This is a genomic window from Deinococcus sp. LM3 (assembly GCF_002017875.1).
Taxonomy (GTDB): Bacteria; Deinococcota; Deinococci; order Deinococcales; family Deinococcaceae; genus Deinococcus.
The window spans coordinates 1,813,982-1,839,248 of sequence record NZ_MUFV01000001.1 but is presented as its reverse complement, the minus strand read 5'-3'; the positions used below and the strand labels follow the sequence as shown (position 1 = coordinate 1,839,248).

Below are 25,267 nucleotides of genomic sequence, written 5' to 3'. Positions count from 1 at the left end.
ACGGCCTGCCCACTGCCCGCCCCCCGCGCGCCGCGCACCCCCTGGAGTCCCGCATGACCACCTCTCCCCTGCCGCCCGCCGCGCCCGCGAAGGAACGCACGTTCGCGCTGTCACGGGAACTGTTCCGCTACAAACCCGGCCTGTTCGCGTTCAACCTGCTGATGTGGGGCATGGTGCACGCCAGCCCCGCCCTGCTGACCCTGGCCGTCAGCGGCGTGTTCCGCCACCTGGAGGAGGCGGACGCCCTGAAGACCGGCGGGCAACCCCTGAATCCCGCCATCGCCGCCGCGTGGGTGGCGCTCGGGTGGTTCGCGTTCGTGCGCCTCAGCCGCTTCGGGATCTTCTACGGCGCGTTCCGCGCGTGGATCGAGCTGTGGTACACGCTGGACGCCCTGGTGCGCCGCAACCTGCTGGGCTACCTGCTCACCGCCCGCCGCTCCCGCCGCCTGCCCGACACGCCCGCCGAGGCCGTCAGCCGCTTCCGCGACGACGTGGACGACGTGGCCGGGTACACGGAAGTCTGGGTGGACGGCGCGGGCTTCGTCGCGTACTCCCTGATCGCCATCACCCTGATGGCCCGCGTGGACCCCCTGATCACGCTGCTCGTGTGCGCGCCGCTGCTGCTGATGATCGCGTTCGTGCAGCGCCTCTCCCCCACCATCCGCACGTACCGCCGCCGCATGCGCGAGGCGACCGCCCGCGTCACGGACTTCATCGGCGAGACGTTCGGAGCGGTCAGCGCCGTGAAACTCGCCGCGCAGGAAGACCGCATGGTCGGCCACCTGCGCGCCCTGGGAGAAACGCGCCGCCACGCCGCCCTGCGCGATGTCCTGCTGACCGAACTGATCCGCGGCGTGAACACCAACATGGTCAACCTCGCCGTGGGCCTCGTGCTGCTGCTCGGCGCGAACAAGGTCCGGGGCGGCGCGCTCGACGTGGCCGACTTCGTGCTGTTCATCGGCCTGCTCCCCCGCCTGACCGGAAGCATGGGCTTCTTCGGGGACGCCATCGCCCGCCACCGCCGCACCGGCGTCAGCTACGACCGCATGACCCGCCTGCTGCAGGACGCACCCGACACCACCATCGTCGCCCACCACGACGTGCACCTGACCGCCGACCCGCCCGCCCCCGACCCCGCCCCCACCCCGATCCCCCTGCAGGAACTGCGCGTGGAAGGCCTGAGCGCCACGCACGCCAGCGGCCTCGGCGTGCACGACATCAGCTTCAGCGTGGCGCGCGGCGAGTTCATTGTCATCACCGGCCGCATCGGCAGCGGCAAAAGTACCCTGCTACGCGCCCTGCTCGGCCTGATCCCCACCCAGAGCGGCCACACCTACTGGAACGGCCAGCCCATCGACGACCCCGCCACCTTCCTCGTGCCGCCCCGCAGTGCCTACACCGCCCAGATTCCCAACCTGTTCAGCGACACCCTCCAGGAAAACATCACCAGCGGCAGCCCCGACACCAACCTCAGCCGCGCCGTGAAACTCGCCGTCCTCGAACCCGACCTCGACAGCCTCGGCAGCGGCCTCACCACCCCCGTCGGCGCGCGCGGCGTGAAACTCAGCGGCGGACAGATCCAGCGCGCCGCCGTCGCCCGCATGCTCGCCCGCGACGCCGACCTCCTCGTCTTCGACGACGTCAGCAGCGCCCTGGACGCCCGCACCGAAGCGCAACTCTGGCAGGGCCTCGCCAACACCGACGCCACCTGCCTCGTCGTCAGCCACCGCCGCGCCGCCCTCCTGCGCGCCGACCGCATCCTCATCCTCCAGAACGGCACCCTCACCGACCACGGCACCCTCCCCGAACTCCTCGAGCGCAACGAAGAAATGCGCGCCCTCTGGCACGACGACGCGGTAGAGGGAGAGTAGGAAGGGCGACCCCTCAGTCAGCTTCGCTGACAGCTCCCCTCAAGGGGAGCCTGGGGACTGACTGACGTAATCTTCGTAGCCACCGAGCCCGTCGTGCGCGCAGCGCGCGGGGCGCACGCGGCGGGGGCGGACTCGCAGAGCTGCGCAGCAGAGGATGGCGTGTGAGGCGTGGCCGTCCCCGCCCAATCCCCACCACGAACCCCCGAGAAATACCTGCCCAGTGCCAACGAAAGCCCCCCCTGCCCCCCTGGGGTACTCGTATGAGCCGCTTGCGGAGGGGGCTGGGGGGTGGGGCAGCCCGCCGCAGGCAGCCCCGCAACAAGGCCCCCAGGAAACTTCAGATCTCCTGCAAGGGAATGGCCGCCAGCCACGCGGGCACCTCGTCCGGAGCGTACGTGTCGAACACGAGCCGCGTGAGGGACACGAGCGGGTAGCCCTCCAGATCGCCCTCGACGGGGCGGCGGTCGACGATGCAGGCGATGGCGGCGCAGTGGCCTCCGGCGGCTTCGGCGGCGCGGACGGCTTTGAGGACGCTGCCGCCGGTGGTGAGGACGTCTTCGACGGCGATGAAGGTTTCGCCGGGCTTGATGGTGAAGGCTTCGCGGATTTTCATGCCGCCGTGGCCGTCTTTCTCGGCGAAGATGGCGCGGGTGCCGTAGTGGCGGGCGGTTTCGTAGGCGAGGACGACGCCGCCCATGGCGGGGCCGATGAGCAGGTCGGCGTGGACGCCTGTTTCTTTGAGGCGCTGGGCGAGGGCCTGTCCGATCTGTTCGGTGAGGTGGGGGTGCTGGAGGAGGGTGGTGCTCTGGAGGAATTTGGGGCTGTGGCGGCCGGAGGCAAGGAGGAAGTGGCCTTCGTGGTACGCGCCGGCCTGCTGGTAGAGATCCAGGACGTTCATGGGGGTCAGTATTTCATCCTGGGCGGCCGGGGCGGTTGGGGGCCGGTTGGGGGGCTGGGTTCCATTGCGTGGGGGTGGGGTGGGGGCATGATGGTGCATGGATTCGGTGACTTTTCCGGGGGCGGTAGCGGTGGGGGCGCGGCGGCGTCTGCTGGGAATCTCGCTGGTGGCGTTGGCGCGGGAGGTGGGCGTGTCGCCGGAGGTGCTGCGGTTGCTGGAGGCCGGTGAGTACGATCCGCGCAGTCTGCATGTGGCGGCGCGGCGGGTGCTGGCGCGGCGGCTGGACATCACGCTGGAGTGACTGGCGGGGTGGGGTGCGTAGGCGTGCTGGCCGATGCGCCGCACCTGCGCGGCGCGGTTGAATGGCGTGTGAAGGAAACGTGGGGCGCAGGCGGGGCATTCGCCGTGAAGAATGACGGTCAGCGCGCGGTGCGTGTGGGGGGTGGTGCGGCGTGAATCAGGCGTTCGTGGATGCCAGCTGGAACGAGGGACCGGACGCCGAGGGGCGGCTGGTGGGCGTGGGCGGCTGGGGGCTGGTGCTGATCGTGCCGGGGCAACTGCCGGCGCGGTTTCAGGGGCAGCTGCGCGCCCCGGACAACAACGCGGCCGAGGTGCGCGCGGTGCTGGAGGCCGTGCGGGCCGCGCCGCCCGGCGAGGCGCTGACGGTGCATACGGATAACGAGGCGGTGATCGCGTCGGTCGGGCGCGGGCGGGGGCCGGAGGTGCTGACGGACGCGGCCCGCGAGGTACTGGAGGAGGTCGCGGCGCGGCGCGTGGGGCTGCGCGTGCGGTACGCGCCGCGCACGCGGCGGCACATGCTCACGGCGCACGAGCTGGCGAACGACGCGCGGCGGGGCCTGGGCACGCCGGGCCTGACGGCCACCCGGTCGGACGTGCTGATCGAGCAACGCGCCGCCGGCGACGAGGCCCGCGTGAGCCTGCGCCGCGCCGGGGAGCGCGTGACGGCGCACGTGTCGCTGGACGTGATGTCCGAGGTCCCGCCGAGCGCGCAGGCGCTGCTGGCCGCGGTGGGGCTGGCCCTGCCGGGCGAGGTGCTGGTGGTGCGGCGCGCCAGCCGGGTCGCGCAGGCCCTGTGGCACCGGCCCGAGCGGGCGCTACGGGCGGGCGCGCAGGCGACGCTGCAACTCGCGCGCCGCGCCGCCGACGAGAACGGCGTGCAGGTCGAATTCCTGGGCGTAGGCTGAGGGGACCGGTGAAAGTTGATGGTTGAAGGTTGATAGTCGATGGAGCCGCGCTTCTTCTGACTGTCAACCATCAACTTTCAACCATTGACTCCTGTCGCGCTACGCTGGGTCCATCATGAGATTCTCTTCGTTCGCGGTGGAAAGTGGTGGGGTGGCGGCGGCTGGCGGGCAGGGGTCCGAGGTGCGCGTGTGGGGCGAGTCGGACGTGCTGGTGGTGTCGGCGCCGTTGCCGGGGGTGCTGCGGGTGCGGTTGCTGCCGGAGGCGCGGGCGAACTCGCTGGGGTTTCCGCGCGTGCCGGTCAAGCAGAGTTTCGCGGTGCGGCCGGACCTGCCGGGGGGCCTGAGCCTGAATGCGGCGGACCTGGAGGACGAGCTGCTGGTGATCGGGGGCGGGTTGTCGTTCCGGCTGAACCGCGTGTCGGGGGCGTGGCAGGTGCTGACGGGGAGTGGGTCGTCGGCGCGGGTGCTGGTGTCGGCCCCCGTGTGGGGCGGCGAGGCGCCCACGCAGCGGCCGGCGCTGGATGCCGAGCGCTTCAACCTGCGCCGCTCGCGCCTGAGCCTGGACGCGCCGGAGGGCGCGGCGTTCCTGGGGTTCGGGGAGCGGGTCGGGCCGATCGACAAGCGTGGCATGCACCTGACCTTCTGGAACACGGACTGCTTCCCGCACCACACGGAGACGGACCCGCTGTACGTGTCGGTGCCGTTCACGACGGTGCTGCATGGGGGCCGGGCACACGGGGTGTTCGTGGACGAGCCGTGGCGGATGGAGGCGGACGTGGCGCGCGCGCATCCGCACGAGTTGCGGTGGGCGTCGGCGGGGCCGGAGCTGGACGTGTACGTGCTGTCCGGGCCGCGTCCGGCGGATGTGCTGCGGCGGTACGCGGACCTGACGGGGTACGCGCCGATGCCGCCGCTGTGGGCGCTGGGGGCCGGTCAGAGCCGCTGGGGGTACCGCACGGCGCAGGACCTGCGGGACGTGATTCAGGGGTACCGGGACCGGGGGCTGCCGCTGGACAGCGTGTACGTGGACATCGATTACATGGATGCGTACAAGGTGTGGACGGTGCAGCGCGCGAACTTCCCGGACCTGCGGGCGTTCGTGCGGGAGGCGGGGGCGCAGGGCGTGAAACTCGTGCCGATCATCGATCCGGGCGTGAAGGTGGAGGCCGGGTACGACGTGTACGAGGAGGCCGTGCGTGGGGATCATCTGGTCCGCACGGCGCGCGGGGACGTGCTGGTCGGCGAGGTCTGGCCGGACCCGGCGGTGTTCCCGGATTTCACGCGGCCCGAGGTGGTGAACTGGTGGGCAGGGCGGCACAAGTTCTTCGCGGACGCCGGGATTCAGGGCCAGTGGAACGACATGAACGAGCCCGCGTGCTTCAGCCTGCGCGAGCCGCGTGAAACCGAGGGCAAGACCCTGCCGTACGACGCGCGGCACGGGAACCGCCCGCACCTGGAGGTGCACAACGCGTATGCGAACGGCATGAGCGAGGCGAGCCGCGCCGGGTACGCGAAGTTCAGTCCGCAGGTGCGCCCGTGGATTCTCACGCGGGCCGGGTACGCGGGCATTCAGCGGCACGCGACCGTCTGGACCGGGGACAACACAGCCACGTGGTCGCACCTGTCCCTGAGCCTCCCCATGATCCAGGGCCTGGGCCTGAGCGGCATTCCGTTCGCGGGGGCCGACGTGGGCGGCTTCGGCGGGGACACGACCGGGGAGCTACTGGCCCGCTGGTACCAGGCGGCGGTCGGGTACGCGTTCCTGCGCAACCACTCGGCGCTGGGCACGGCCGATCAGGAACCCTGGCGGTTCGGGGACACCTTCACGGACGTGATCCGCGCGGCGCTGGAACTGCGCTACCGGCTGCTGCCACACCTGTATACCCTGGCGCAGGCGGCGACCCGCACGGCCCTGCCGGTCATGCGCCCGCTGGCGCTGCACTGGCCGGCCGACGAGGACGCCGTGCGCGAGGACACGCAGTACCTGCTGGGCGAGGGCCTGATGGTCGCGCCGGTCCTGCGGGCCGGGCACCGCCGCCGACTGGTGTACCTCCCGGCGGGCCGCTGGGCGGAAGTGTTCAACCTCTCGGAGTTCGGGGCCGTCCATGCGGGCGCGCAGCACGTCGTGGCGAACGCGCCGCTGCACACGCTGCCCATGTACCTGCGGGCCGGCGAGGCCATCCCGGTCACGGAACCCGCGCTGCACACCACCTCGGCGCGCTGGGAACGGCTGTCGTGGCTGGTGCACGCGGGCCCGGCGGGCTTCATCGGGCAGCTGTTCGAGGACGCCGGGGACGGCCCGGCCGGGGGGCGCCTGACCCGACTGGTCGGCGAGCGGCAGGGCACGCGCCTCGTCATCCGCCGCGAGGCCGAGGGTGACGCGCCCCCCTTCGAGCAGCGCGAGGCCCTGCACATCCTGGGTCTGTCGCACGTGCGTGAGGTGCAGGGCGCGGCCAGTTTCGCCTACGAGGACGGCGTGCTGCGCCTGACCCTCCCGGCCCGCTGGCAGACCGTGACGCTGAACCTGGACGAGGACGACGACGACACGGCGCCAACCGACGCGCTGCCCATCGACTGATACGGACTGCCGTCTGTTTCGTTGACGACCCGGAAGGACACCGGGTCGTCAACTCCACGCCCGGAACCCGCCCAGCTCCTCCTCTGCGGGGCCGCTCTACGAGTCGCGGCCGCTCGGGCCCAGCGGCTTTGCAAGCCATTCAATCGGTGTCTGGGTCAGGTGGCGGCGCGCGCGGCCCGGCGGATGCGGAACGCGAACAGCGCGGCGATCAGGTACTTGATCACGATGTCCGCGAAGATGATCTGCGCGATCTGCGAGGCGGGCATGTCGCCCCAGAAGGCCAGCAGGTTGAACAGCACGCTGTCCAGCGGGACGCTCACGGCGTTGCTGGCCAGGACCCGCGTCCACCAGTTGCGCTGGATCAGGCGCTGGTACACGGCGGTGTCGGCCAGTTCTCCGGCCAGGATCGCCAGGAAACTCGCGCCGATGAACCGCCAGGGCGTGCCGGTCAGCAGGGCGACGACGGTGTTCACGATCAGCGCGGCGGCAATGGCCACGTACACGGCGTTCAGGCCGCCCGCACGGTGAATGCGGTCACGCAGCGTGAACACGGCCGCGAAGAAGATGGTCCCCACGCTGAGCAGGCCGTACAGCGGCAGCGGCACGAAGGTGTTCAGCGTCAGGTTGGCGAGCAGGATGCTCAGGGCGTACAGGGCGATCAGCAGCAGGGGCAGCGGGGCGAGCAGGCTCCGCGCGGGGGTGGGTTTCATAGGGGTGACCTCCGGCCGCAGCGACAGCACAGGTCACGGGCCGCCCACGAGCTTAACCCATGACGGCTTTCAGAGGGGCGGGAGCTGGCGGGGGCCGCAGGGGGGGGTCAGCGGCGGCGGCCGAAACGCAGGCGGGACGGCGCGGGTTCCGGTGTGCTGGCCGGGGAATTCACGGTTTCCAGTTCGCGGACGGCACTCTGGAGCCATTCGGGGTACGCGCCCGCTTCGAGGATCTCGCTGCGGGGAATCCAGTCGGCGGCGCTGACCTGTTCGGGGTTCGGGTCGAGAATCCCGGCGCTGTACTCGGTGCCGAAGATCAGGTTCAGCCGGGCGTCCGCGCCGCTGTCCTGCGGGCTGCGCGAGGCGTGCGACCCGACGAGTTTCAGGTCGCTGACCACCAGTTTCACCTGCTCGCGGACCACGCGGCGCAGGTTCATCTCGACGAGGTTCAGGCCGCTGCTGGCACCCAGCAGCAGGCCGGGCAGGCCCTGGCGTCCGCCGGGCAGCAGCGGCTGACGCGGCTGAATGATCAGGTAGGCGTCCCGGTTGCGGATCAGGGCGAACACGCCGACCTGGTAGGTGGCGGGAAGGGTCTGTTCATCGGTGTGAATACTGGTCACGTCGGCTCCTGATCGCGCGGAAACGCAGGTGGGGGACTGCTGCGGGTTCCTCTACCCCGTCATTGTAGGCGTTGCCGCTGCGGGCCGCTTGCAAGGATGCAGGCCAACCTGTCGGGGGAATACCCGGTCAGGGTCGGGCCAGCGGCGGCACGATGGGGGCGGCCCGCAGGTCGGCGGCCAGCGACAGGAAGGCCGCGTCGTGCGCGGGGTTCGTCCAGGCGGGCGACTGCACCAGCAGCAGGCTGGTCACCCGCGCCGGGTCCGGCAGACCCGCGCCGGGTCGCGCCTGCCGGGTCAGGGTCACGCGGTCCAGCAGCGCGGGGGGCAGCAGGTCGCGGATCTCGCCGCGCGTGCGGTCCAGGTCGTGCCCCTCCGCGACGGGCAGGTCCGCGTGCCAGTCGGGGTACAGGGTGGTGACGTGACCGATCAGTCCACGCGCCAGTCCCAGGCCCGCCCAGTTGCCGGGCCGCACCCGCGCGGGGTCACCGCTGCGGCTGCCCAGGTCGTGGTGGGAATCGACGTTCAGCACGTCCAGGCCGGGGTGCGTTTCCAGCCACGTCCAGGCGTCCGCGTGGCTGAGCGTCACGAAGGCCGGCACGCCCGCGTAGGCGCGCAGGGCCTCCCAGCCGGGATACAGCGGAAAGTCGGCGTCCAGCGCCGCCCAGGTGCCGCCGCGTCTGCGGGCACGCGCAGTCCAGGCGTCCAGGCGGTCCTCCTCGCGGTCACGGGTGCCCCAGATGGGCGCGTCGAACACCAGTTCCCGCGTTCCCGAGAAAGCGTCCCAGTCGATACTCAGCAGCACGGACACAGCTTACGCGGATGGCGGATGGCGGATGGCAGATGGCAGATGGCAGATGGCAGCGTGTGCGCGGCCTGCCCGCCCATGTCAAGACCACCCACTGCCCACTCCCCTGCTTCACCCGAAGCGGATCACGTAGGACACGCTGGCGGGGTCGCGCACGAAGTCCAGGCGGTCGTTGATGGCGAGCATGGGGGCGTTATCGCTGGCGTTGTCGGTGCGGATGGTGGGGGCGCCCAGGGTGCGGGCGGCGCGGATCGCGGCGAGTTTCAGGGCGGTGGCGACGCCCTGGCCGCGCCAGGGGCGGGTCACGCCGGTCAGGCCAGTCAGGAGGTCGGGGCTGGCGTCGCTGCGGAACAGGACCGTCTGACCGATCCACTGCCCGCCGGCCTCGGCGATCAGGTACGCGTCGGGGAGCAGGCCGGGCTCGCCGAGGATGGCGTCCTCGAACACCTGCCGGGTCAGGGGCGTGGCGGGTTCGGCGCGGGGCACGTCCTGCCGCACGTCGTTCATCAGGGCGTGCAGGCGGCCCACGAGGTCCGGAGTGCCCGCCGCGCGCAGGTCGGCCAGGCTGCGGATGCGGACGCCGCGCGCCTGCACGCGATCTTCCAGCGCGGCGTACGGGGCAGGGTCGAAGTCCGGGACGTGCAGGGTGGACATGAAGTACCGCTTGCTACCCGTAAAGCCCCGGCGGGTCAGGAAGTCCGGCGCGACCGGGTGGTCCTCGCGGGCCAGGATGCGGGCAGATTCGGCGTGCCGGGCGCGCAGGTCGGCGGCCAGGGTGTCCCAGAGGGCCGCGCCGACCCCACGTCCCTGGGCGTCCGGCGCGACGGCAAGGTCCAGGTCGTAGCGGTGCGGGTGGAACGCGCCGGGGTTCTGGTGGTACCCGGCGACGCCCACCACCCCTGTGGCGTCGCGGGCCACCAGGACGGCCCAGCCGTGCCCCCAGTCCTGCTGATCGCGCATCTGGTGGCGGTACTCCTCGCCGGTCAGGGGGTCGTGCGGATTCGCGCTGGTCAGGATGGCGGCCGCCGCGTCCCACTCGTGCCCGGCGATGGGGGTCACGGTGGTCATCCGTCCACCCGGCCGCGCTGCATCTCGACCCACGCGACGCGCGGCCGGAAGCCCAGGCGCTCGTTCAGGGCCAGCATGGGGGCGTTGGTGGTGGCGTTCCCGGTCCAGACCTCGCGGGCACCCAGGTCGCGGGCGAGGTCCAGGGCGCGGAGTTTCAGCGCCAGCGCCAGCCCCTGCCGCCGCCAGGCGCGGGCGGTGCCGGTCAGGCCGGTGTTCAGGCGGTGCGGGTCGCCGTCCTCGAGTTCCAGTTCGGACAGCGCCGCGACCTCGCCGCCTTCGGTGACGGCCAGCAGCACGCCGCCCGGCAGGAAATGCGGGGCCTGCAGGCGCTGGCGGAAGTCCTCGGGCGTGACGGGCGTGGCGGGGGCGGTGCGGGGCACGTCGGCCCGCGCCTGCTGGAACCCCCGGTAGTACGCGTCACGGGCGGCGTCCTCGCCCAGCTGGGCGCACAGGTCGGCGTACGTGACGGCCCGCACCCCGGCCGGCAGGGCGCGCTGGGCGGCCCAGGCGTCCGGGTCGAAGTCCGCGAGGGTCAGGACGTTGTCGAAAAAGCGCATGACTTCCCGGAAGTCCCGGCGGTTCAGGAACGCCAGCGAGTCCGGGTCGTCCTCGTACGCGCCGGCCAGGACCTCGCGTGCGCCTCGCCCGCGCAGGTGGTCTTCCAGCGTGGCGGCCAGCGCCCGCCCGACGCCCTGCCCGCGCGCGGCGGGGTGCACGCCCACCTCGGCGTGGTAGCGGTCCGGGTGGTACATGCCCGCGAACTGCATGACGGACGCCACGCCCAGCAGCGCCGGCTGGCCGTCGCGGGTGGTTTCGGCGGTCCAGAGGGCCACGTGCAGGCCCAGCGGGTGCCCGCGCAGGGTGTCCAGGTGGTGGTCGAGCGCGGCCGCGCTCAGGGGGTGGCGGGGATTCACGGCTGTCATCAGGTCGGCCAGCGCGGCGTGGTCGGCGTCCGTGGCGGGGCGCAGCGTGAAGGGCGCGGTCATGCGGGGTCCTGAAGCGCTGCGATGGGGCGGCGCTCGCCGGTCACGGGGTCCAGGTGCAGTTCGTAGCGGCTGTGGGTGGGGCCGCGCTGGAACCCCAGCGCCCGGTTCATGTTCAGCATGGCCCGGTTGGGCGGGTCGTTGAAGGTGCGGATCTCGCCGCCCCCGGCGGCGACCAGGGCGCGCATCGCGGCGACCTTCAGGGCTTTGGCCACGCCGCGCCCCCGCTCCTCGCGGCGCACGCCGGTCATGCCGATCACGTAGAAGCCCGCCGGGTTGCTCATCAGGGTGCTGTAGCCCACGTACGGGCCGGTCAGGGGGTCGTTCAGTTCCGGGCGTACCGCCACGAAGGACAGCTCGTGGCTGAAGGTCGGGTCGTGCAGTTCCTGTTTCAGCCACGCGTCCAGGGGCCGCCGGGTCAGGGTCTGTCCCATCGGCACGTCCTGGAACAGTTGCCAGTCGAGTTCCCACAGGCGGCGGTCACGTTCGGGGTCACCGGCGAGGTCCGCGACGGAGCGCAGCTGCACGCCGCCTGCCGCCACGGCGTCCATCAGGTCGTCGAAGGCGTCCAGGTCGGCCCCGGCGATGTTCAGGCGGGACTCGAAGCGGTCCCAGGTGCGCGTGAAGCCCCGCGCGGCCAGGAACGCCCGGCCCGGCGCGTCGCGGTCCTGGTCGCTGAGCATGGTGCGGATGTCCTGCGCGCCCCGTTCCCGCGCCCGGTCCATCAGCGCGCCGTACAGCGCCGACCCGACGCCACGCCGCCGCGCGTCCGGATGCACGGTCACGCCGCCGAAGTACCGCCACTCCTCGAACGCGAAGTCGTCGTGACCCACGTGGCCCACGCCCACGATCCGCCCCGACTGTTCGGCCACCAGTTCAAGGCGGTACAGCGCCGGGTCGTGCGCGGCGTCCCAGACGGCCAGCAGGTCCGGCGTGACCGGCCAGTCGGGGTCGGCGGCGCTCAGCAGGGCCGCGATCTGGGCGAAATCGTCGGGTTTGCGCGGCTCGCGCAGCGTGAAGGTGGGCAGGGCAGTCATGCGTCCATCATGCGGGTCGCCCGGCCGGGGCCGCATCTGCCAGCACGCCTACGCGGCCCCGGCGGCGTGCCCCACGCGGTGACGCGCATGCGGGCCTATGCTGGGCGGATGAGCAAGGAACTGAACAGGACTCCGGTGGAATGGCTGGTCAAGGCCATTCCATCCGAGCGGATGCGAGTGGGAGAAGAGTGGGCTCCGGGCGCGGAGTGGGCAGAGCGGCGTCCTTCCGATCTGACCACGCAGCAGACGGAGTCCGCATGAAACTGCTGCTGATCGTGCCGCACCCGGACGACGAGGTGTACGGCGCTTCGGGGACGCTGATGGGCCACCTGGAAGCCGGGGAGGCCTGCGGGCTGGTGACGCTGACGCGCGGCGAGGCGGGCCGCACGCTGGGCCTGTGCGACACGCCGCAGGAACTCGCGCGGATGCGGGAAGTGGAACTCGCCGCGTGCCTGGACGTGATCGGCCTGACCACCCCCGAAGCGGTGGCGGGCGGCAGCGTGTTCGAACATCACCGCTTTCCGGACAAGTACCTGAAAGACGAGCCGCTGGAAGCCCTGGTGGAAGTGGCGAGCGAGGCCATGACCCGCCTGCGCCCGGAGATCGTGCTGACCTTCCCGCCGAACGGCAGTAACGGCCACCCGGACCACGTGACCACGCACCGCGCCGTGAAGGCCGCCTGGGACGCCCTGCCGCCCGGCGAGCGGCCCCGCCTGTGGTACTACGCCAGCGACGTGCCGCCGGAGAACGAGGCGCTGCGGGCCGAGTGGCTGCCGCCGAACGTCCGCCATGACGTGACGCGCTTCATCGTGCGCAAACTGCAGGCCATCGCCTGCCACCGCACGCAGGCGCTGAGCACCGTGGATTTCATCCGCAAGTACCCGGACCGCGTGACCCAGGAGACCTTCCACGAGGTGAGGTGAGCGGCGCGGGAAGAGGGCGTGAGAGGCGGGAACAGCCTCCCGCGTCCCTATTCCCAGTCGCTGACGGGAATGAAGTCCACGTTCTCGCCGTCGGTGGCGGTGACGCGGTAGTGGCGGTCGAAGCGCACGAGCAGTTCGCCCCGGTCGAAGTGCTGCGGGCTGACGACCGGTTTGCGGAACAGGTACGTGCCGTCGTCGTCGATGCCGATGTGGGCGCCCTTGGTGAAGCGGAACTCGACGACCTCGGCGTGCGGGCGGGTGCGGACGCGCACGCGGAACGTCTGCGGGTCGTCCTGCTTGACGTGCGGGTTGGCGGGCGGCTTCTTGCTGAACAGGTTGAACATCGTTCCCGCAGCATATCGGTTGCCGGGGCAGCCTCCCCGGCGGGCGTTGATCCGGCCGGTTCGTATGAAAACTGTGTGGAAACGGTTCATACACTGAACCCATATGCGCCGCACCGCCCCCTCCCCTGCCGCGCCGCTGCCAGAGACCTGGCGGCTGTCGATGCTGGTGGTCCTGCCGGTCCTCGTGCTGTTCATCGGGGCGTTGCAGGTGTTCTCCCGGCAGGACGCCTGGGACCGGACCTACGACCTGCCGCTGAACCTGATGCTCCTGACCCTGCTCAGCGGAATCTGGCTGGCCACCGCGCGCCGCTGGGCCACCCAGACCACGCTGGCGCTGACGCTGCTGCTCAGCTGCGCCGCGTTTCTGACCGTGAAACTGGCGCTGCTGGCAGCCGTGGTCCACGAGCCGGCGGTGCTGGTGCCGGAACTGATCGAGACGATGGTGTGGCTCCCCACGCTGTTCCTGTGGCGGCTGGTGGCCGACACGCCCCGGTCCATGATCAACGTCCTGAACGCCCTGCTGGCCGGCGTCGCCACCCTGAGCGGCGTGATCCTGCTCGCGCCGCTGCTGCGCGGAGAGCCGCTGCAACCGGACGTGATCCGGGCGCTGCTGCACCTGAACCTCTCGGCCGCCGTGACGCTGCACCTCACGTCGCTGTTCATGCAGCGGCACGAGGACCTGGGGCAGCGGCGCGGCGAGCAGAACGCCCTGCGCGCCCTCAGCAGCACCGACCTGCTGACCGGCCTGCCGGGCCGGACGCGCCTGCAGGAGGACCTGCGCCGCATGACGCAGCCCGGCTCGGCGTCGTTCGCGCTGCTGCACGTGGACGTGGACGGCTTCAAGATCGTGAACGCCACGCTGGGACACCCGGCGGGCGACACGCTGCTGTGCATCCTGGCGCGCGAACTGGAACGCCTGAGCGGCCCGGACGCCCAGGTGTACCGCCTGAGCGGCGACGAGTTCGTGGTCCTGCTGCCCGGCGTGACGCCCGAACAGGCGGACTGGACCGGGCAGACGCTCCTGCACGAGGCGGCCATCGAACCGAGCGCGCAGGTGGGCGTGGAAACCACCCTGAGCATCGGCCTGACCCTGTACCCACACGATTCCAGCGACCCGGACGAACTGCTGCGGCACGCCGACAGCGCCCTGTTCGCCGTGAAACGCGCCGGACGCCGCCGCCTGCGCCGCTACCACCCGGAACAGGACGCCCTGACCGAACGTTCGCAACTGCTGGCGCGGGAACTGGGCGGCGCCCTGCCCCGCCAGGAGCTGACGCTGGTATTCCAGCCGGTGTACCGACTGGCGGACCACCGGATCGTGAAGGCCGAGGCGCTGCTGCGCTGGACGCACCCCACCCTGGGCCGCGTATCACCGGCCGAGTTCATTCCGGTCGCCGAGCGCAGCGGCCTGATCACGCCCATCGGCACCTGGGTCCTGAACGAGGCGTGCCGCGCCGCGCTGGCCTGGCCGGACCTGACCATCAGCGTGAACGTCAGCGCCGTACAGCTGCTGCAGTTCGAGTTCCGCGCGACCGTGCAGGCCGCCCTGACCCGCAGCGGCCTGCCCCCGGCCCGCCTGGAACTGGAACTGACGGAAACCGCCGTGCTGTACGAGGACGCCCGCACCGCCCGCACCCTGCATGAACTGCGCGAGATGGGCGTGCAGATCAGCATCGACGATTTCGGGTCCGGGTACTCGAACCTGATGCGCCTGCGGACCCTGCCGATCACCGGCGTGAAACTCGACCGTTCCATCACGGCCGACCTGACCGACCCGGCCGCCGCGCAGTTCGCGCAGGCCCTCACGCAGGCCGTGACCGGCATCGCCCGCAACCTGGGTGCCGACGTGACCGCCGAGGGCATCGAGACGCCCGCACACCTGAGCGCCGTCCGGACGCTGCGCTGCCAGCTGGGACAGGGGTACGGTCTGGCCCTGCCCATGAACAGCACCGAACTGACCGAACGCCTGCTCCAGCAGCCCGCCCAGCCTGCCGAAACGCCGCAGCCGGGCCGCCTGATTCACTGATACGGACTCCGATTGAATGGGCTGCAAAGCCCATTCAATCCGAGCGAAGCGAGAAGGAGAGAAACGGGTTCCGGACGTGGAGCTGGCAATCCGGTGAAGTTCCGGAGTGTCGGCGAAACAAACGGAATCCGTATGACCGGACGGGCACCGGGTCGTCAACGAACCGGACGGACGTTCAGACTTCGCGCAGCAGGCGGGTCAGCAGGCGCACGTGGTCGGGCCAGCGGTCCAGGCGGACGTGCTCGTGCGCGGCGTGCGCTCCGTCGCCGGGGGCGCCCAGGCCGTCCAGGGTAGGGATGATCGGCGCGGTGAAGTTTCCGTCGCTGCCGCCACCCACGACGGCGCTGGGCAGGTCGAAGCCCAGCTCCAGGGCGATGTCGCGCGCCTGCGCGTACAGGGCCAGCGTCCCTTCGCTCTGCTCGAAGGGCGGGCGGTTCAGGCCGCCGGCGACCTGCACGGTCACGCGCGGGTCGCGGGGCGTCCAGGCGCGCACGGCGGCGTCCACCCGTTCGGCCTCCGCGAGGGTACTGACCCGCAGGTCCAGGTGCAGCGTGCAGTGGGCGGGAATGACGTTCACGGCGCTGCCGCCGCTGATCAGGCCCACGCTGACGGTCGTGCCGACGTCCGGCCGGGCGAGTGCCTGCAGGTCCAGCACGGCCTGCGCGGCGGCCGTGACCGCGCTCGCGCCGTCCTCCGGGCGGTTCCCGGCGTGACTGGCGACGCCGGTCAGGGTGAGGCTGAAGTCGCCGGTGCCCTTGCGTCCGGTTTTCAGGGCGTGGGTGTCCGCGACGGGCGGCTCGACGACCAGCGCGACCCGCGCCTCGTGGGCGGCGCGTTCGATGTGGGCGCGGCTGCCGGGACTGCCGATCTCCTCGTCCGGGGACAGCAGGACCGTGATGCCCCCGCGCGGCCAGTGGCCGTCCAGGGCGCGCAGCGCGTGGAACAGGCCCACGATGCCGGCCTTCATGTCGTACGTGCCGGGGCCGTACAGGCGCTCGCCGTCCACGCGCAGCGGCATGTGTTCCAGCGTGCCGTGCGGCCAGACGGTGTCGGCGTGCGTGAGGACCAGCACGGGACGGTCCGGCTGCCCCGCCTGCACGCCGAAGCGGAAGACGCGGGTGCCGCCGCCCAGGGCGTGCGTTTCGGCTCCCAGGTCACGCGCCCAGTCCTCCACGACGTCCATGACCCGCTGCACGGCGACCGGGTCACCGGACGGACTCTCGATGCTGGCCAGGGTGCGCAGGTCGGCCTGCATGGCGTTCAGGTCCGGAGTATCGAATTCAGGCATGAGCCGCATGCTACGCCTCTGCTGACCCGGCGGGCCCGCACGCCTGACAGCGGCGTTCAGCGGCACAGGATTCAGCGGCACAGGGGAACCAGAGAGCCGCCGTCAGGTCTGGCCTGCGGCGGCTCTCTGGTCGGACCTATGGATACCCCGGCGGGGCAACTCTACGGGTCGCGTCCGCTCGGACCGAACGGTTCTTGCAGACCCTTCAGCCGGAGGCCGTATCAGCTCAGCAGGGCGATCTCGCGGGCGTCCACTTTCAGGCGGGCGCTGCCCTTGAGGTACAGGTCATGCAGCGCCTGTTTCCCGAACAGCCGGGCGAGGCGGGTGGCGGTCATCTCGACGGTGCGACCGGCGAACTTCAGGCGAACGATATCGAAGGTTCCAGGAACCCAGGTGCAGGACAGTTCTTGCATGACAGACCTCCAGTAGGACGGGTAGGACGTGACGGACACCAGGGGCGCCGCCGGAGAGAAAAGAAGCAGGTCCGGCTCGATCAAGAAACGGGTCGGTTGGTCAGGTCTGGCCGTGTGAGGCGCAGTCCGGTGAACCCGGCGGTTCACCGACACTGGACTGCTCCTCTGGCCTGTTGGGCCGGTACGTTCAGACTAGCCGCCACCTGTATAGAAATAGGAAGGAAAAACTCTATCCACGTTGAGCAAGCCATCATGAATCCGGCGTTCATGCCACGCGGACACGCGCGCTGCCTCTGCGCCGGCGTACAGGGCGCCCGTGTGATTGACTGAACGCCATGAATTCATCCACCCCCGGCCCGGAAAGTCTGCTTTCGCTGGTGTTCCCGTCAGATCCGCAGGTCAGCCCGGACGGACGGCAGGCGGCGTTCGTGCTGACCCGCATCGAGGAGGACAACCCCCGCAAGCCCGACGCGGACTTCCCGCAACCGCGTTACCGCTCGCAGGTCTGGCTGACCGACGGCACGCACACCCGCGCCCTGACGCACGGCGAGGACCGCGACGGCACCCCCCGCTGGTCCCCGGACGGGCAGACGCTGGCCTTTACCCGCAAGGGCGCGGAGGGCGGTCCGCAACTGCACCTGCTGCCCCTGACGGGCGGCGAGGCGCGGCGCGTGACGACCCTGCGCGGCGGCGTGAGCGCCCCCCTCTGGAGCCCGGACGGGCAGTTCATCGCTTTCACGAGTACCGGCGACGACGAGGACAGACGCGACGAGCGTGGCGAGGCCCGCGTGATCACCAGACCCCGCTACCGCTTCAACGGCCGCGACTGGCTGCCCGAAACGCCCGCCCGCCTGTACCGCCTGCATGTCGCCAGCGGCGAACTGAGCGTCTGGCACGCCCCGGAGGTGGAAATCAGCGACGTGGCGTGGCTCCCGGACAGCAGCGGCGTACTGTTCGTGGCCGCCACCGACGAACTGGCGGGCGCGCAGTGGCAGCAGGAAGTCTGGCACCTGCCGCTGGACGGCGAGCTGCGGCAGGTCACGCGCTGGGCGTCCGCCGTGAGCGCCGTGATCCCGCACCCGGACGGCCAGCGGTTCGCGCTGCTGGGCCGCCCCGCCGGGCAGGGCAACACCGAACACACCCACCTGTACCTGCTGCCCCTGCACAGCGATCTGGACAGCCGCGACCTGCACAGCCGCGAGTCTGCCCCCGTCCGCCTGGACGCCGGGCACGACCACCCGGTCGGCAACGGCGTGGGCGGTGACTGCCACGTGGGCGCCCTACCCGAACGACCCGTGTGGCTGGACGACCACACCCTGCTGTTTTCCGCGACCGTGCGCGGCAGCTGCGGCCTGTTCACCGCCACCCTGGGCGAAGGCGACCAGCCCGGAACGGTCCAGGCCCACACCCACGACCCACAGGCCGTCATTCCGGCCTTCACCGCGCGCGGCGGCGGCCTCGCCCACATCAGCGAACGCGCCGACCGCTTCCCCGAAATCATCCTGAACGGCACCCAGGTCACCCACCTACACGCGAACCTCCCCTTCCCGGCCCGCACCCCTACCCGCGTGCCCTTCCCCACCGACCTCGGCGAGGGCGAAGGCTGGATCCTGCTGCCCGACGGGACCGACACCGTGCCCGCCCTGCTCAGCATTCACGGCGGCCCGCACACCGATTACGGGCACGCCTTCACGCACGAATTCCAGCTGTACGCCGCGCGCGGACAGGCCATCTGCTACAGCAACCCGCGCGGCAGCCTCGGCTACGGACAGGCCTGGGTGGATGTCATCCACGGCCGCTGGGGCACCGTCGACGCCAGCGACATCCTGACCTTCTTCGACACCTGCCTGGACACCCACCCCCGCCTCGACCGCACGCGCACCGCCGTCATGGGCGGCAGTTACGGCGGCTTCATGACCAACTGGCTCACCGCGCACACCACCCGCTTCCAGGCCGCCATCACCGACCGCAGCATCTGCAACCTCCTGTCCTTCGGCGGGACCAGCGACATCGGCCTGCGCTTCTGGGACGACGAACTCGGCCTGAACTTCCACCGCCGCGCCGACACCCTGAAACTCTGGGACATGAGCCCCCTCCAGTACGTCGAGAACGTGAAGACCCCCACCCTGATCGTCCACTCGGTCCTCGACCACCGCTGCCCCATCGAACAGGCCGAACAGTGGTACGCCGCCCTCACCCTCCACGGCGTGCCCACGCGCTTCGTGCGCTTCCCCGGCGAGGACCACGAACTGTCCCGCTCCGGCCGCCCGGACCGCCGCCTCACCCGCCTGACCGAATACCTGAACTGGCTCGACCGGTACCTCGCGCCCAGCACCGCACCCGCCGAAACAGCCACCGCCTGACCCAGGCAGCAGAGCGGGGCGGAGGTTCACGGCGAACCTCCGCCCCGTGTCATGGCACTCAGGGCACGTTGTACACGTTGTCCGGGTTGTTCCCCGACACACTCCCGCCCGTCTGCGAGTACAGCCCGATCCGCGTGTTGTACACCCCCGCCCCCACACGCGCCGTGTTGCCCGTCACGCTGCCCGCCGTGATGCTCAACGACCCGTCATTCCAGAAGCCACCCGCCACGTTGTTGTCATCCGCCCGGTTCCCACTGACCGTCGCGCCAGACAGCACGAACGTCGACCGCCCCGACTGCTGGTACGGACCGTCCAGCTTCACCCCACTGCCATACCACGCCACGTTGTTGCTGATCGTCCCGCCACTGGCCGTCATGCTGGCCCCCGCGTACAACCGCACGCCCCCACCACTGCCATCCCTGGCATCAATCCGGTTGGTCACGGTGTTGCCCGTGATGCTGCCACCGGTCATGTTGACGGTGCCGTTCACGGTGATCCCGCCGCCGGTCTTCACGGCGGTGTTGTTCCTGATCTCCCCACCCGCGAGGTTGAACGTGCTTCCTGTGGTCACGCGGACGCCTCCCCCCCCATCCGTATCGCCCGTCACCACGTTTCCGCTGATGCTGCCGCCGTCCATCGTCACCTGCGAGGCTCGGCCCACCTGAATGCCACCGCCATTCGTGACCGCCGTATTGCCATCAATCCGGGCAGAACCCCCGATATGGAAGACTCGGTCCTTGTTCACGAACAGGACGCCGCCCCCAGCGAACCGCACCCTGTTACTCGATATCTGCCCCCCCGTGATGTCGGTATCGAACCAGGTATTCACGCCACCGCCGTAATCCGCCGTGTTGCCTTTCACCATCCCGCCAGTGATCGCGGTTCTGCCTGAAGTCCAGATACCGCCACCGCCCCCTCTGCCACTGCTGTCGGTCTGCTCGTTGTTCTCGATGACTCCGCCTGAAATGTTCAGGACGGGACGGTTCCTGGCGGTGCATTCAGCGTCGATGCAGGAGTCCTGCACCGTGATGCCCCCGCCGAAGTAGGCGGTTTTGTTCCCACTGACACTGCCTCCTGAGACTGTCAGGTCACCGAGGGTGTAGATGCCGCCCCCGGCACTTCCCGAAGTGTCATTGGCACTGACCGTGACGGGATAGGTCGTCTCGTTGGCATCAATCCTGCCGCCGCTGACCGTGGTTCGACTGCCCACACCACCACTGAGGCCAGCTCCGTTGTACGCGGCTATGTTGCCGCTGATACTCCCGTCAATGAGGTTGACAACACCCTTATTGAAGATGCCGCCGCCATACCCCTGCTCGAGTGTGGCGTCGGCAGGTGCGGCCAGGGTGGCCTCGTTGCCGGTGACGTTCGTGCTGCCCTTCAACGTCAGAGTCGCGCCTTCCATGTTGTAGATGCCACCGCCTATGTTCGCCTTGCCGCCAGTGACGATCACGCCGTCCAGGGTCAGGGTTCCGGCGTTGCTCAGGACACCGCCGTACGTCACGGTGACGGCCTGGGTGTTCAGGTTGGCCGACTGGAGGCGGGCTACACCGTCCAGACTGGGGCGGCCGGTCGGTTCACTCAGTGCTGCACGGCGAAGACTCGCAGGCAGCACCCCTCCGGTGCCCCCTTTCAGCGTCCCGCCCTGCATGGTGACGGTGGCACCCTTGGCGACGTCCAGCGCGCGGCCTTTCCCGGCGGCGTCGATGGTCACGCCGGTCGCGATGATCGTCACGTCCCTGTCGATGGTCAGTGGGCTGGCGAGGGTCAGGGTGCCGGTGCTGGTCAGGCGCAGGGTATCGCCACTCTTGGCGGCGGCGAGGGTGTCCCGCAGGCTCCCCGCGCCGCTGTCCGCGAGGTTCGTCACGGGCGTTCCGACAGGCGTGGGCGTTCCTGTTCCACCTCCTCCGCAGGCGGCCAGGGTCAGGGTCAGCAGGATCAGGGCGGGCATCCGGGCATTCATGGTCATGGTCTTCCCTCCATCCCCCCAGGGCGGCCGGGCGGAGGGAATGGGGCCCGCCCGCGCGCTGAAGGTGAACGGAGTGTGCTGGGCGGGCAGTGACCGCACCGTGACCGCCTGCATGGGGTGGGGTACAGGAAAAGGGCCGGACGCTGTGGTCCGGCCCCCTTCTGTCAGTGGGTGTTACTCGTCGTCGCGGCGGTTGTTCCAGCCGCGGTCCGCGCGGGCGCGGGGGCGGTCGGGGGTCGCGTCGGGCGCGGCGCTTTCGCGGGGGCGGAAGCCGCCTTCGCTGGGGCCGCGGTCGTCGCGGGGACGGAAGGTGGGACGGTCGCCGCCACGGTCGTCACGGGGGCGGAAGCCGCCGCGGTCGCCGCCGCTCTGGAAGCCACCACGGTCGCCGCCGCGGTCGTCACGGGGACGGAAGCCACCACGGTCGCCGCCGCCCTGGAAGCCGCCACGGTCGTCACGGGGACGGAAGCCGCCACGATCGCCGCCGCCCTGGTAACCACCACGGTCGCCGCCGCGATCTTCGCGGGGACGGAAGCCACCACGGTCGCCGCCGCCCTGGTAGCCGCCACGGTCTTCGCGGGGACGGAAGCCGCCGCGGTCGCCGCCACCCTGGTAGCCGCCGCGGTCTTCACGGGGACGGAAGCCGCCACGGTCGCCGCCGCCCTGGTAGCCGCCGCGGTCTTCGCGGGGGCGGGCGCGGGGCGCTGCTCGCCGCTGCGCAGGCCACCCTGGCCCTGGGCTTCGCGCATTTCGCGCATCTCGCGGCGCAGGCCACGGATTTCCTTGCCCTGGGCTTCGAGCATTTCTTTCAGTTCGGCCAGGACGCCCAGCAGTTCGTCGGCGTCGATGTACTCTTCTTCCTCTTCGCCTTCGGCCCCGTCAGCGCTGATGCCACCTTCGGTTTCAGCTTCGGCTTCCTGAGCGTCCAGCACGGCGTCCTCGTCGGGTTCGCCTTCCAGCTGGGGGATAATGTCGCGCAGTTCTTCTGGCGTCTGCTCACCGGGGCGCAGCTCGTTGTTGTCCGTCATCTGATTGCTCCTTTTTCCTGCATCTGGCCCGCCTTACGGGCGCTGCTCCGGACACCGGTGGGGGTCACCGTGTGCGGGCGTGCCCCCGAGTGTAGCACCCGCGTGGGCCAGGTCCCTTCCGCGGGCGTTCACCGTTCGGGGGGCGGGCGGTCTGTTCAGCGGCGCAGCAGGGACCGCAGCAGCCGGAAAGACGCGGCCCACACGAGCACGCCGGTCAGCGCGGCGGCCAGCAGGGCCAGCAGCGGGTGCCACGCCGCGCCCAGCCACAGGGCCATCAGGCTGAACATGGCCGCGCCCACCGCGATCAGGGTGGCAAGGCGGCGGGCGTTGTCCACGGGCGTCCAGGATTCCAGGTCCATACGCGCAGCATGCCACGGCAGGGCGGGCGCAGATGCCCCGGCGCGGCGGGCGGCAGGAGTCACAGACGCGTCATGCGGGCCGCCTATACTCGTTCTCATGAAACGCGCCTTCCTTCTGCTGGGCCTGCTGGCGACCTCCGCGTCCGCGCAGCGCACCGTGAACATCGGCCTGGGGTACAACCCGGACGTGCAGTTCACGCCGTTCTACGTGGCCGACAAGCTCGGGTACTTCGGGGCGGAGGGCCTGAAGGTCAACTACCAGCACGGGTACGTGTCGCAGCTGCTGCCGCTGCTGCTGCAGGGCAAACTGGATTTCGTGGTGGGTGACCCCGAGGACGCCATCTTCGCCCGCAACCAGGGCGCGGACGTGCGGTACGTGATGACCATGTACCAGAAGAACCCGGTCACGGTGTTCAGCCTCTCGCCCCTGAACGGCGCGGCCAGCCTGAAGGGCAAGTCGGTGGGCATTCCGGGGCCGTTCGGCAGTTCGTACCACGCCATTCAGGCGCTGCTGGACAGCGCGGACCTGAGCGAGGGCCGGGACGTGCGCCTGAACTCGATCGGGTTCACGCAGGTGGACGCCGTGCGCGCCGGACGGGTGGACGCCGCCGTGGGCTACTCGAACAACGACGTGCTGCAACTGGCCCGCACGAGCGGCAAGCGCGTGTACACCCTGGACATCAGCGGCGCGTACCCGATGGTCGGCGTGGGCCTGATCGGCACCGGCAAGAGCCTGAGCGGCGACCTGGCGAAGAAGGTCGTGCGGGCCAGTCAGCGCGGCCTGAAATTCACGGTCGCGGACCCCGCCCGCGCATTCAAGCTCGCGCAGCCGGTGTTCGGCGCGAGCGGCAACCTGGACGTCCTGAAGGCCAGCACGCCCCTGATGACCGGCGCGTACAGCCGCGCCAACGGCATCGGCGCCATGGACTCGGCCGCGTGGACGAAAGCGGTCGCGGCCCTCGTGAAGCAGGGCAAACTGCCGGCCGGGGCGAAAGCCACCGATTACTACACGAACGCATTCATCAGCAAGACGCTGAAGTAAGGGCGCGGGCAGCGGGAGGCGGGGCGCAGTCACCGGGCGCCCCGCCTCTCTTTTTTGTCGTGTTCGAGCTGGGCCGCCGCATCGGCCGGGTGTGCTAGGCGTGATGGCCTACCGCGACCGGAGTTCGTGACACGCGCCGCTTTTGGCTGCTACGCTGAGTGTCAATCACCGAAAGGAGGTGCCTGTTATGACCAACATCACTGATGTCCAGACCGCCGCACACGGAGTCTTCGTTCCTGCAACCTGGAGTGATTTTGACGCACCAACACCGGCCACCTCTGCCTTCGGGCTGGCCTCCCTGCACTGACCGGACGGGGCGCCCATGAGCGCCCGCACCCACACCGACTGGTCCGACGACGACTGGACTGACACATCCTGGGACGACGAACGCTGGGATACCCCGCCGCGCCGCCGCGAGAAACGCAGCCCGGTCGGACGGCGCCACCTGGCCCACCTGACCGCCAGCGACCCCGAGGACGTGCAGGACGACGTGATCCGCCGCCTGACCGACCGTGGGTACATCACCGAGATCGTCGCGGAACTCAAGAGCGGCAAGGAAGCCACCGCGTACGTCGCGCGCGGCCCGCGCGGCAGTGTCCTCGTGAAGCTCTACCGCGACCTTCAGGCCCGGTCGTTCCAGAACGATCAGGTGTACCGCGAGGGGCAGGTCATCCTCGACGTCCGCGCCGCCAAGGCCATGCAGAAACGCACCCGCCTGGGCCTGGAGATGCTCCAGCAGGACTGGGTCCTGAGCGAGTACGCGCACCTGTGGACCCTCTGGAAGGCCGGACTGAACGTCCCCGAACCCCTCGCCGGGCCGCACCCGACCGCCTACGCCGAAACCGTTCCCGCCGTGGTCATGCGCCTGATCGGCACCGAGGATCACGTCGCCCCGCGCCTCAGCGACGCCGCCCTGAGCCCCGCGCAGGCCCAGCGCGCCTGGGAGCAGAGCCTTCAGGGCCTGGCTGACCTGCTCCGGCTCGGGTACGCACACGGCGACTACAGCACCTACAACCTTCTCTGGTGGGAGGACACCGTGACCATCATCGACTTTCCGCAACTCTCGACCCGTCAGAACCCCAACTTCCAGACCCTGCTGGCCCGCGACGCGCAGAGCCTCGCCACCAGCTTCCGCAAGCACGGTATCCAGACCGACGGGCAGAGCGTCCTGCGGGACGTGCAACGCCGCGCCCTGGGTCCCGCCCCGGAACCCCGCCTGCTGCTGCCGTAGGCTGCGGCCATGCGGATCCTGGAAACCTGCCTGTACGTGGACGACCTCGACCGGGCCGAGCAGTTCTACACCCAGGTGCTCGGCCTGACCCTGCACAGCCGCGTGCCGGGCCGACACCTGTTCTACCGGCTGGACGGCAGCATGCTCCTGATCTTCGACCCGCGCGCCAGCGCCCAGCCGGGCGACGTACCCCCGCACGCCGGAGCGCCCGGCGCGCACGCCTGCCTGACCCTCGACCCCACCCAGACGGACGCCTGGGAAACCCGGCTGCGCGCCGCCGGCCTGACCGTCACCCGCTACGCCTGGGGCGACCGGGGTGAGAGCCTGTACTTCCACGACCCGGCCGGAAACGTGCTGGAACTCGCCCCGCCCCGCATCTGGGGCCTCGATGCGCCCGGCGTATTACCGTGAACGCATGACCCACACCCTGCCCCGCGCGCTGCGCTTCCTCGCGGCGCTGCTCCCGCTGCTGCTCGCCACCAGCGCCGCCCGCACCCGCACCCCCA

At 70.7% G+C, this 25,267-nt stretch carries 24 protein-coding genes; 11 read left to right on the top strand and 13 right to left on the bottom strand.

From position 1 onward, the window contains the following. Positions 1–53 precede the first annotated feature (53 nt). Positions 54–1,871 carry an ABC transporter ATP-binding protein gene (locus BXU09_RS08590; protein WP_078301866.1) on the top strand — a complete coding sequence of 606 codons (1,818 nt, stop codon included), beginning with the start codon at positions 54–56 and terminating at the stop codon, positions 1,869–1,871. Positions 1,872–2,208: 337 nt separating this feature from the next. On the opposite strand, the gene pyrE is transcribed toward BXU09_RS08590, so the two are convergent. Further along, positions 2,209–2,769 (bottom strand): orotate phosphoribosyltransferase, encoded by a 561-nt coding sequence (gene pyrE / locus BXU09_RS08585; RefSeq protein ID WP_078301864.1) that lies wholly within the window; start codon positions 2,767–2,769, stop codon positions 2,209–2,211. Positions 2,770–2,866: 97 nt separating this feature from the next. On the opposite strand from pyrE, the gene BXU09_RS08580 reads away from it, so the two are divergent. The 3 genes from BXU09_RS08580 to BXU09_RS08570 all read left to right on the top strand — a co-directional run bounded on the left by BXU09_RS08580 (position 2,867) and on the right by BXU09_RS08570 (position 6,552). Continuing rightward, complete coding sequence (locus tag BXU09_RS08580) at positions 2,867–3,070, top strand: helix-turn-helix domain-containing protein (RefSeq protein WP_078301863.1); 204 nt, start codon at positions 2,867–2,869, stop codon at positions 3,068–3,070. 151 nt (positions 3,071–3,221) lie between these two features. Then, positions 3,222–3,974 carry a ribonuclease H gene (locus BXU09_RS08575; protein ID WP_078301861.1) on the top strand — a complete coding sequence of 251 codons (753 nt, stop codon included), beginning with the start codon at positions 3,222–3,224 and terminating at the stop codon, positions 3,972–3,974. Between the two features lie 115 nt (positions 3,975–4,089). Further along, positions 4,090–6,552 (top strand): glycoside hydrolase family 31 protein, encoded by a 2,463-nt coding sequence (locus BXU09_RS08570; protein ID WP_078301859.1) that lies wholly within the window; start codon positions 4,090–4,092, stop codon positions 6,550–6,552. Between the two features lie 155 nt (positions 6,553–6,707). Here BXU09_RS08570 and BXU09_RS08565 read toward each other — a convergent pair whose 3' ends face one another. The 6 genes from BXU09_RS08565 to BXU09_RS08540 all read right to left on the bottom strand — a co-directional run bounded on the left by BXU09_RS08565 (position 6,708) and on the right by BXU09_RS08540 (position 11,775). Next, positions 6,708–7,262 (bottom strand): VUT family protein, encoded by a 555-nt coding sequence (locus BXU09_RS08565; protein ID WP_078301857.1) that lies wholly within the window; start codon positions 7,260–7,262, stop codon positions 6,708–6,710. Positions 7,263–7,369: 107 nt separating this feature from the next. Beyond that, positions 7,370–7,882: a hypothetical protein gene (locus BXU09_RS08560; protein ID WP_144012037.1), complete on the bottom strand. Its 513-nt coding sequence runs from the start codon at positions 7,880–7,882 to the stop codon at positions 7,370–7,372. A gap of 127 nt (positions 7,883–8,009) precedes the next feature. Further along, the gene (locus BXU09_RS08555; protein WP_078301855.1) at positions 8,010–8,684 is read right to left on the bottom strand and encodes an arginase; all 675 of its coding nucleotides are present in this window, start codon (positions 8,682–8,684) and stop codon (positions 8,010–8,012) included. A 114-nt stretch (positions 8,685–8,798) separates the two neighbouring features. Further along, positions 8,799–9,755: a GNAT family N-acetyltransferase gene (locus BXU09_RS08550; RefSeq protein WP_078301853.1), complete on the bottom strand. Its 957-nt coding sequence runs from the start codon at positions 9,753–9,755 to the stop codon at positions 8,799–8,801. Next, positions 9,752–10,741, bottom strand: coding sequence for a GNAT family N-acetyltransferase (locus BXU09_RS08545; RefSeq protein ID WP_078301851.1), 990 nt, complete (start codon positions 10,739–10,741; stop codon positions 9,752–9,754). Before BXU09_RS08545 ends, BXU09_RS08550 begins: the two co-directional genes overlap by 4 nt. Continuing rightward, positions 10,738–11,775 carry a GNAT family N-acetyltransferase gene (locus tag BXU09_RS08540; protein WP_078301849.1) on the bottom strand — a complete coding sequence of 346 codons (1,038 nt, stop codon included), beginning with the start codon at positions 11,773–11,775 and terminating at the stop codon, positions 10,738–10,740. The genes BXU09_RS08545 and BXU09_RS08540 overlap by 4 nt, the downstream gene beginning before the upstream one ends. A gap of 108 nt (positions 11,776–11,883) precedes the next feature. Here BXU09_RS08540 and BXU09_RS20925 point away from each other — a divergent pair, with 108 nt between their 5' ends. Continuing rightward, the gene (locus tag BXU09_RS20925) at positions 11,884–12,036 is read left to right on the top strand and encodes a hypothetical protein (RefSeq protein WP_168174577.1); all 153 of its coding nucleotides are present in this window, start codon (positions 11,884–11,886) and stop codon (positions 12,034–12,036) included. Further along, positions 12,033–12,698 carry a PIG-L deacetylase family protein gene (locus BXU09_RS08535; RefSeq protein WP_078301848.1) on the top strand — a complete coding sequence of 222 codons (666 nt, stop codon included), beginning with the start codon at positions 12,033–12,035 and terminating at the stop codon, positions 12,696–12,698. Before BXU09_RS20925 ends, BXU09_RS08535 begins: the two co-directional genes overlap by 4 nt. Before the next feature lie 47 nt (positions 12,699–12,745). On the opposite strand, the gene BXU09_RS08530 is transcribed toward BXU09_RS08535, so the two are convergent. Continuing rightward, entirely contained in the window at positions 12,746–13,042 is a 297-nt protein-coding gene (locus BXU09_RS08530) for a hypothetical protein (protein ID WP_055363988.1), read from the bottom strand. Positions 13,043–13,145: 103 nt separating this feature from the next. On the opposite strand from BXU09_RS08530, the gene BXU09_RS08525 reads away from it, so the two are divergent. Further along, positions 13,146–15,068 carry a bifunctional diguanylate cyclase/phosphodiesterase gene (locus tag BXU09_RS08525; RefSeq protein WP_078301846.1) on the top strand — a complete coding sequence of 641 codons (1,923 nt, stop codon included), beginning with the start codon at positions 13,146–13,148 and terminating at the stop codon, positions 15,066–15,068. A gap of 175 nt (positions 15,069–15,243) precedes the next feature. On the opposite strand, the gene BXU09_RS08520 is transcribed toward BXU09_RS08525, so the two are convergent. Beyond that, the gene (locus BXU09_RS08520; RefSeq protein ID WP_144012036.1) at positions 15,244–16,356 is read right to left on the bottom strand and encodes a M20 family metallopeptidase; all 1,113 of its coding nucleotides are present in this window, start codon (positions 16,354–16,356) and stop codon (positions 15,244–15,246) included. Between the two features lie 221 nt (positions 16,357–16,577). Continuing rightward, positions 16,578–16,769, bottom strand: coding sequence for a hypothetical protein (locus BXU09_RS08515; protein ID WP_055363991.1), 192 nt, complete (start codon positions 16,767–16,769; stop codon positions 16,578–16,580). A gap of 335 nt (positions 16,770–17,104) precedes the next feature. Between BXU09_RS08515 and BXU09_RS08510 the strand changes: the two genes are divergently transcribed. Beyond that, a complete protein-coding gene (locus BXU09_RS08510; RefSeq protein ID WP_078301843.1) occupies positions 17,105–19,132 on the top strand; it encodes a S9 family peptidase in 2,028 nt (675 codons plus the stop codon). Positions 19,133–19,190: 58 nt separating this feature from the next. Here the strand turns inward: BXU09_RS08510 and BXU09_RS08505 are convergent, their stop codons facing one another. The 3 genes from BXU09_RS08505 to BXU09_RS08495 form a co-directional block, all read right to left on the bottom strand. Next, positions 19,191–21,101: a hypothetical protein gene (locus tag BXU09_RS08505; RefSeq protein WP_144012035.1), complete on the bottom strand. Its 1,911-nt coding sequence runs from the start codon at positions 21,099–21,101 to the stop codon at positions 19,191–19,193. A 164-nt stretch (positions 21,102–21,265) separates the two neighbouring features. Then, entirely contained in the window at positions 21,266–22,129 is an 864-nt protein-coding gene (locus BXU09_RS08500; protein ID WP_240501119.1) for a hypothetical protein, read from the bottom strand. 155 nt (positions 22,130–22,284) lie between these two features. Beyond that, on the bottom strand, positions 22,285–22,488 hold the full coding sequence (locus BXU09_RS08495; RefSeq protein ID WP_078301839.1) for a hypothetical protein: 204 nt from the start codon (positions 22,486–22,488) through the stop codon (positions 22,285–22,287). Between the two features lie 97 nt (positions 22,489–22,585). Here BXU09_RS08495 and BXU09_RS08490 point away from each other — a divergent pair, with 97 nt between their 5' ends. The 3 genes from BXU09_RS08490 (at position 22,586) to BXU09_RS08480 (ending at position 25,172) form a co-directional block, all read left to right on the top strand. Beyond that, positions 22,586–23,530, top strand: a complete 945-nt coding sequence (locus tag BXU09_RS08490; RefSeq protein WP_078301838.1) for an ABC transporter substrate-binding protein — start codon at positions 22,586–22,588, stop codon at positions 23,528–23,530. Positions 23,531–23,852: 322 nt separating this feature from the next. After that, positions 23,853–24,761: an RIO1 family regulatory kinase/ATPase gene (locus BXU09_RS08485; RefSeq protein ID WP_078301836.1), complete on the top strand. Its 909-nt coding sequence runs from the start codon at positions 23,853–23,855 to the stop codon at positions 24,759–24,761. A gap of 9 nt (positions 24,762–24,770) precedes the next feature. Then, positions 24,771–25,172: a VOC family protein gene (locus BXU09_RS08480; protein WP_078301834.1), complete on the top strand. Its 402-nt coding sequence runs from the start codon at positions 24,771–24,773 to the stop codon at positions 25,170–25,172. The last annotated feature ends 95 nt before the right edge of the window (positions 25,173–25,267 follow it).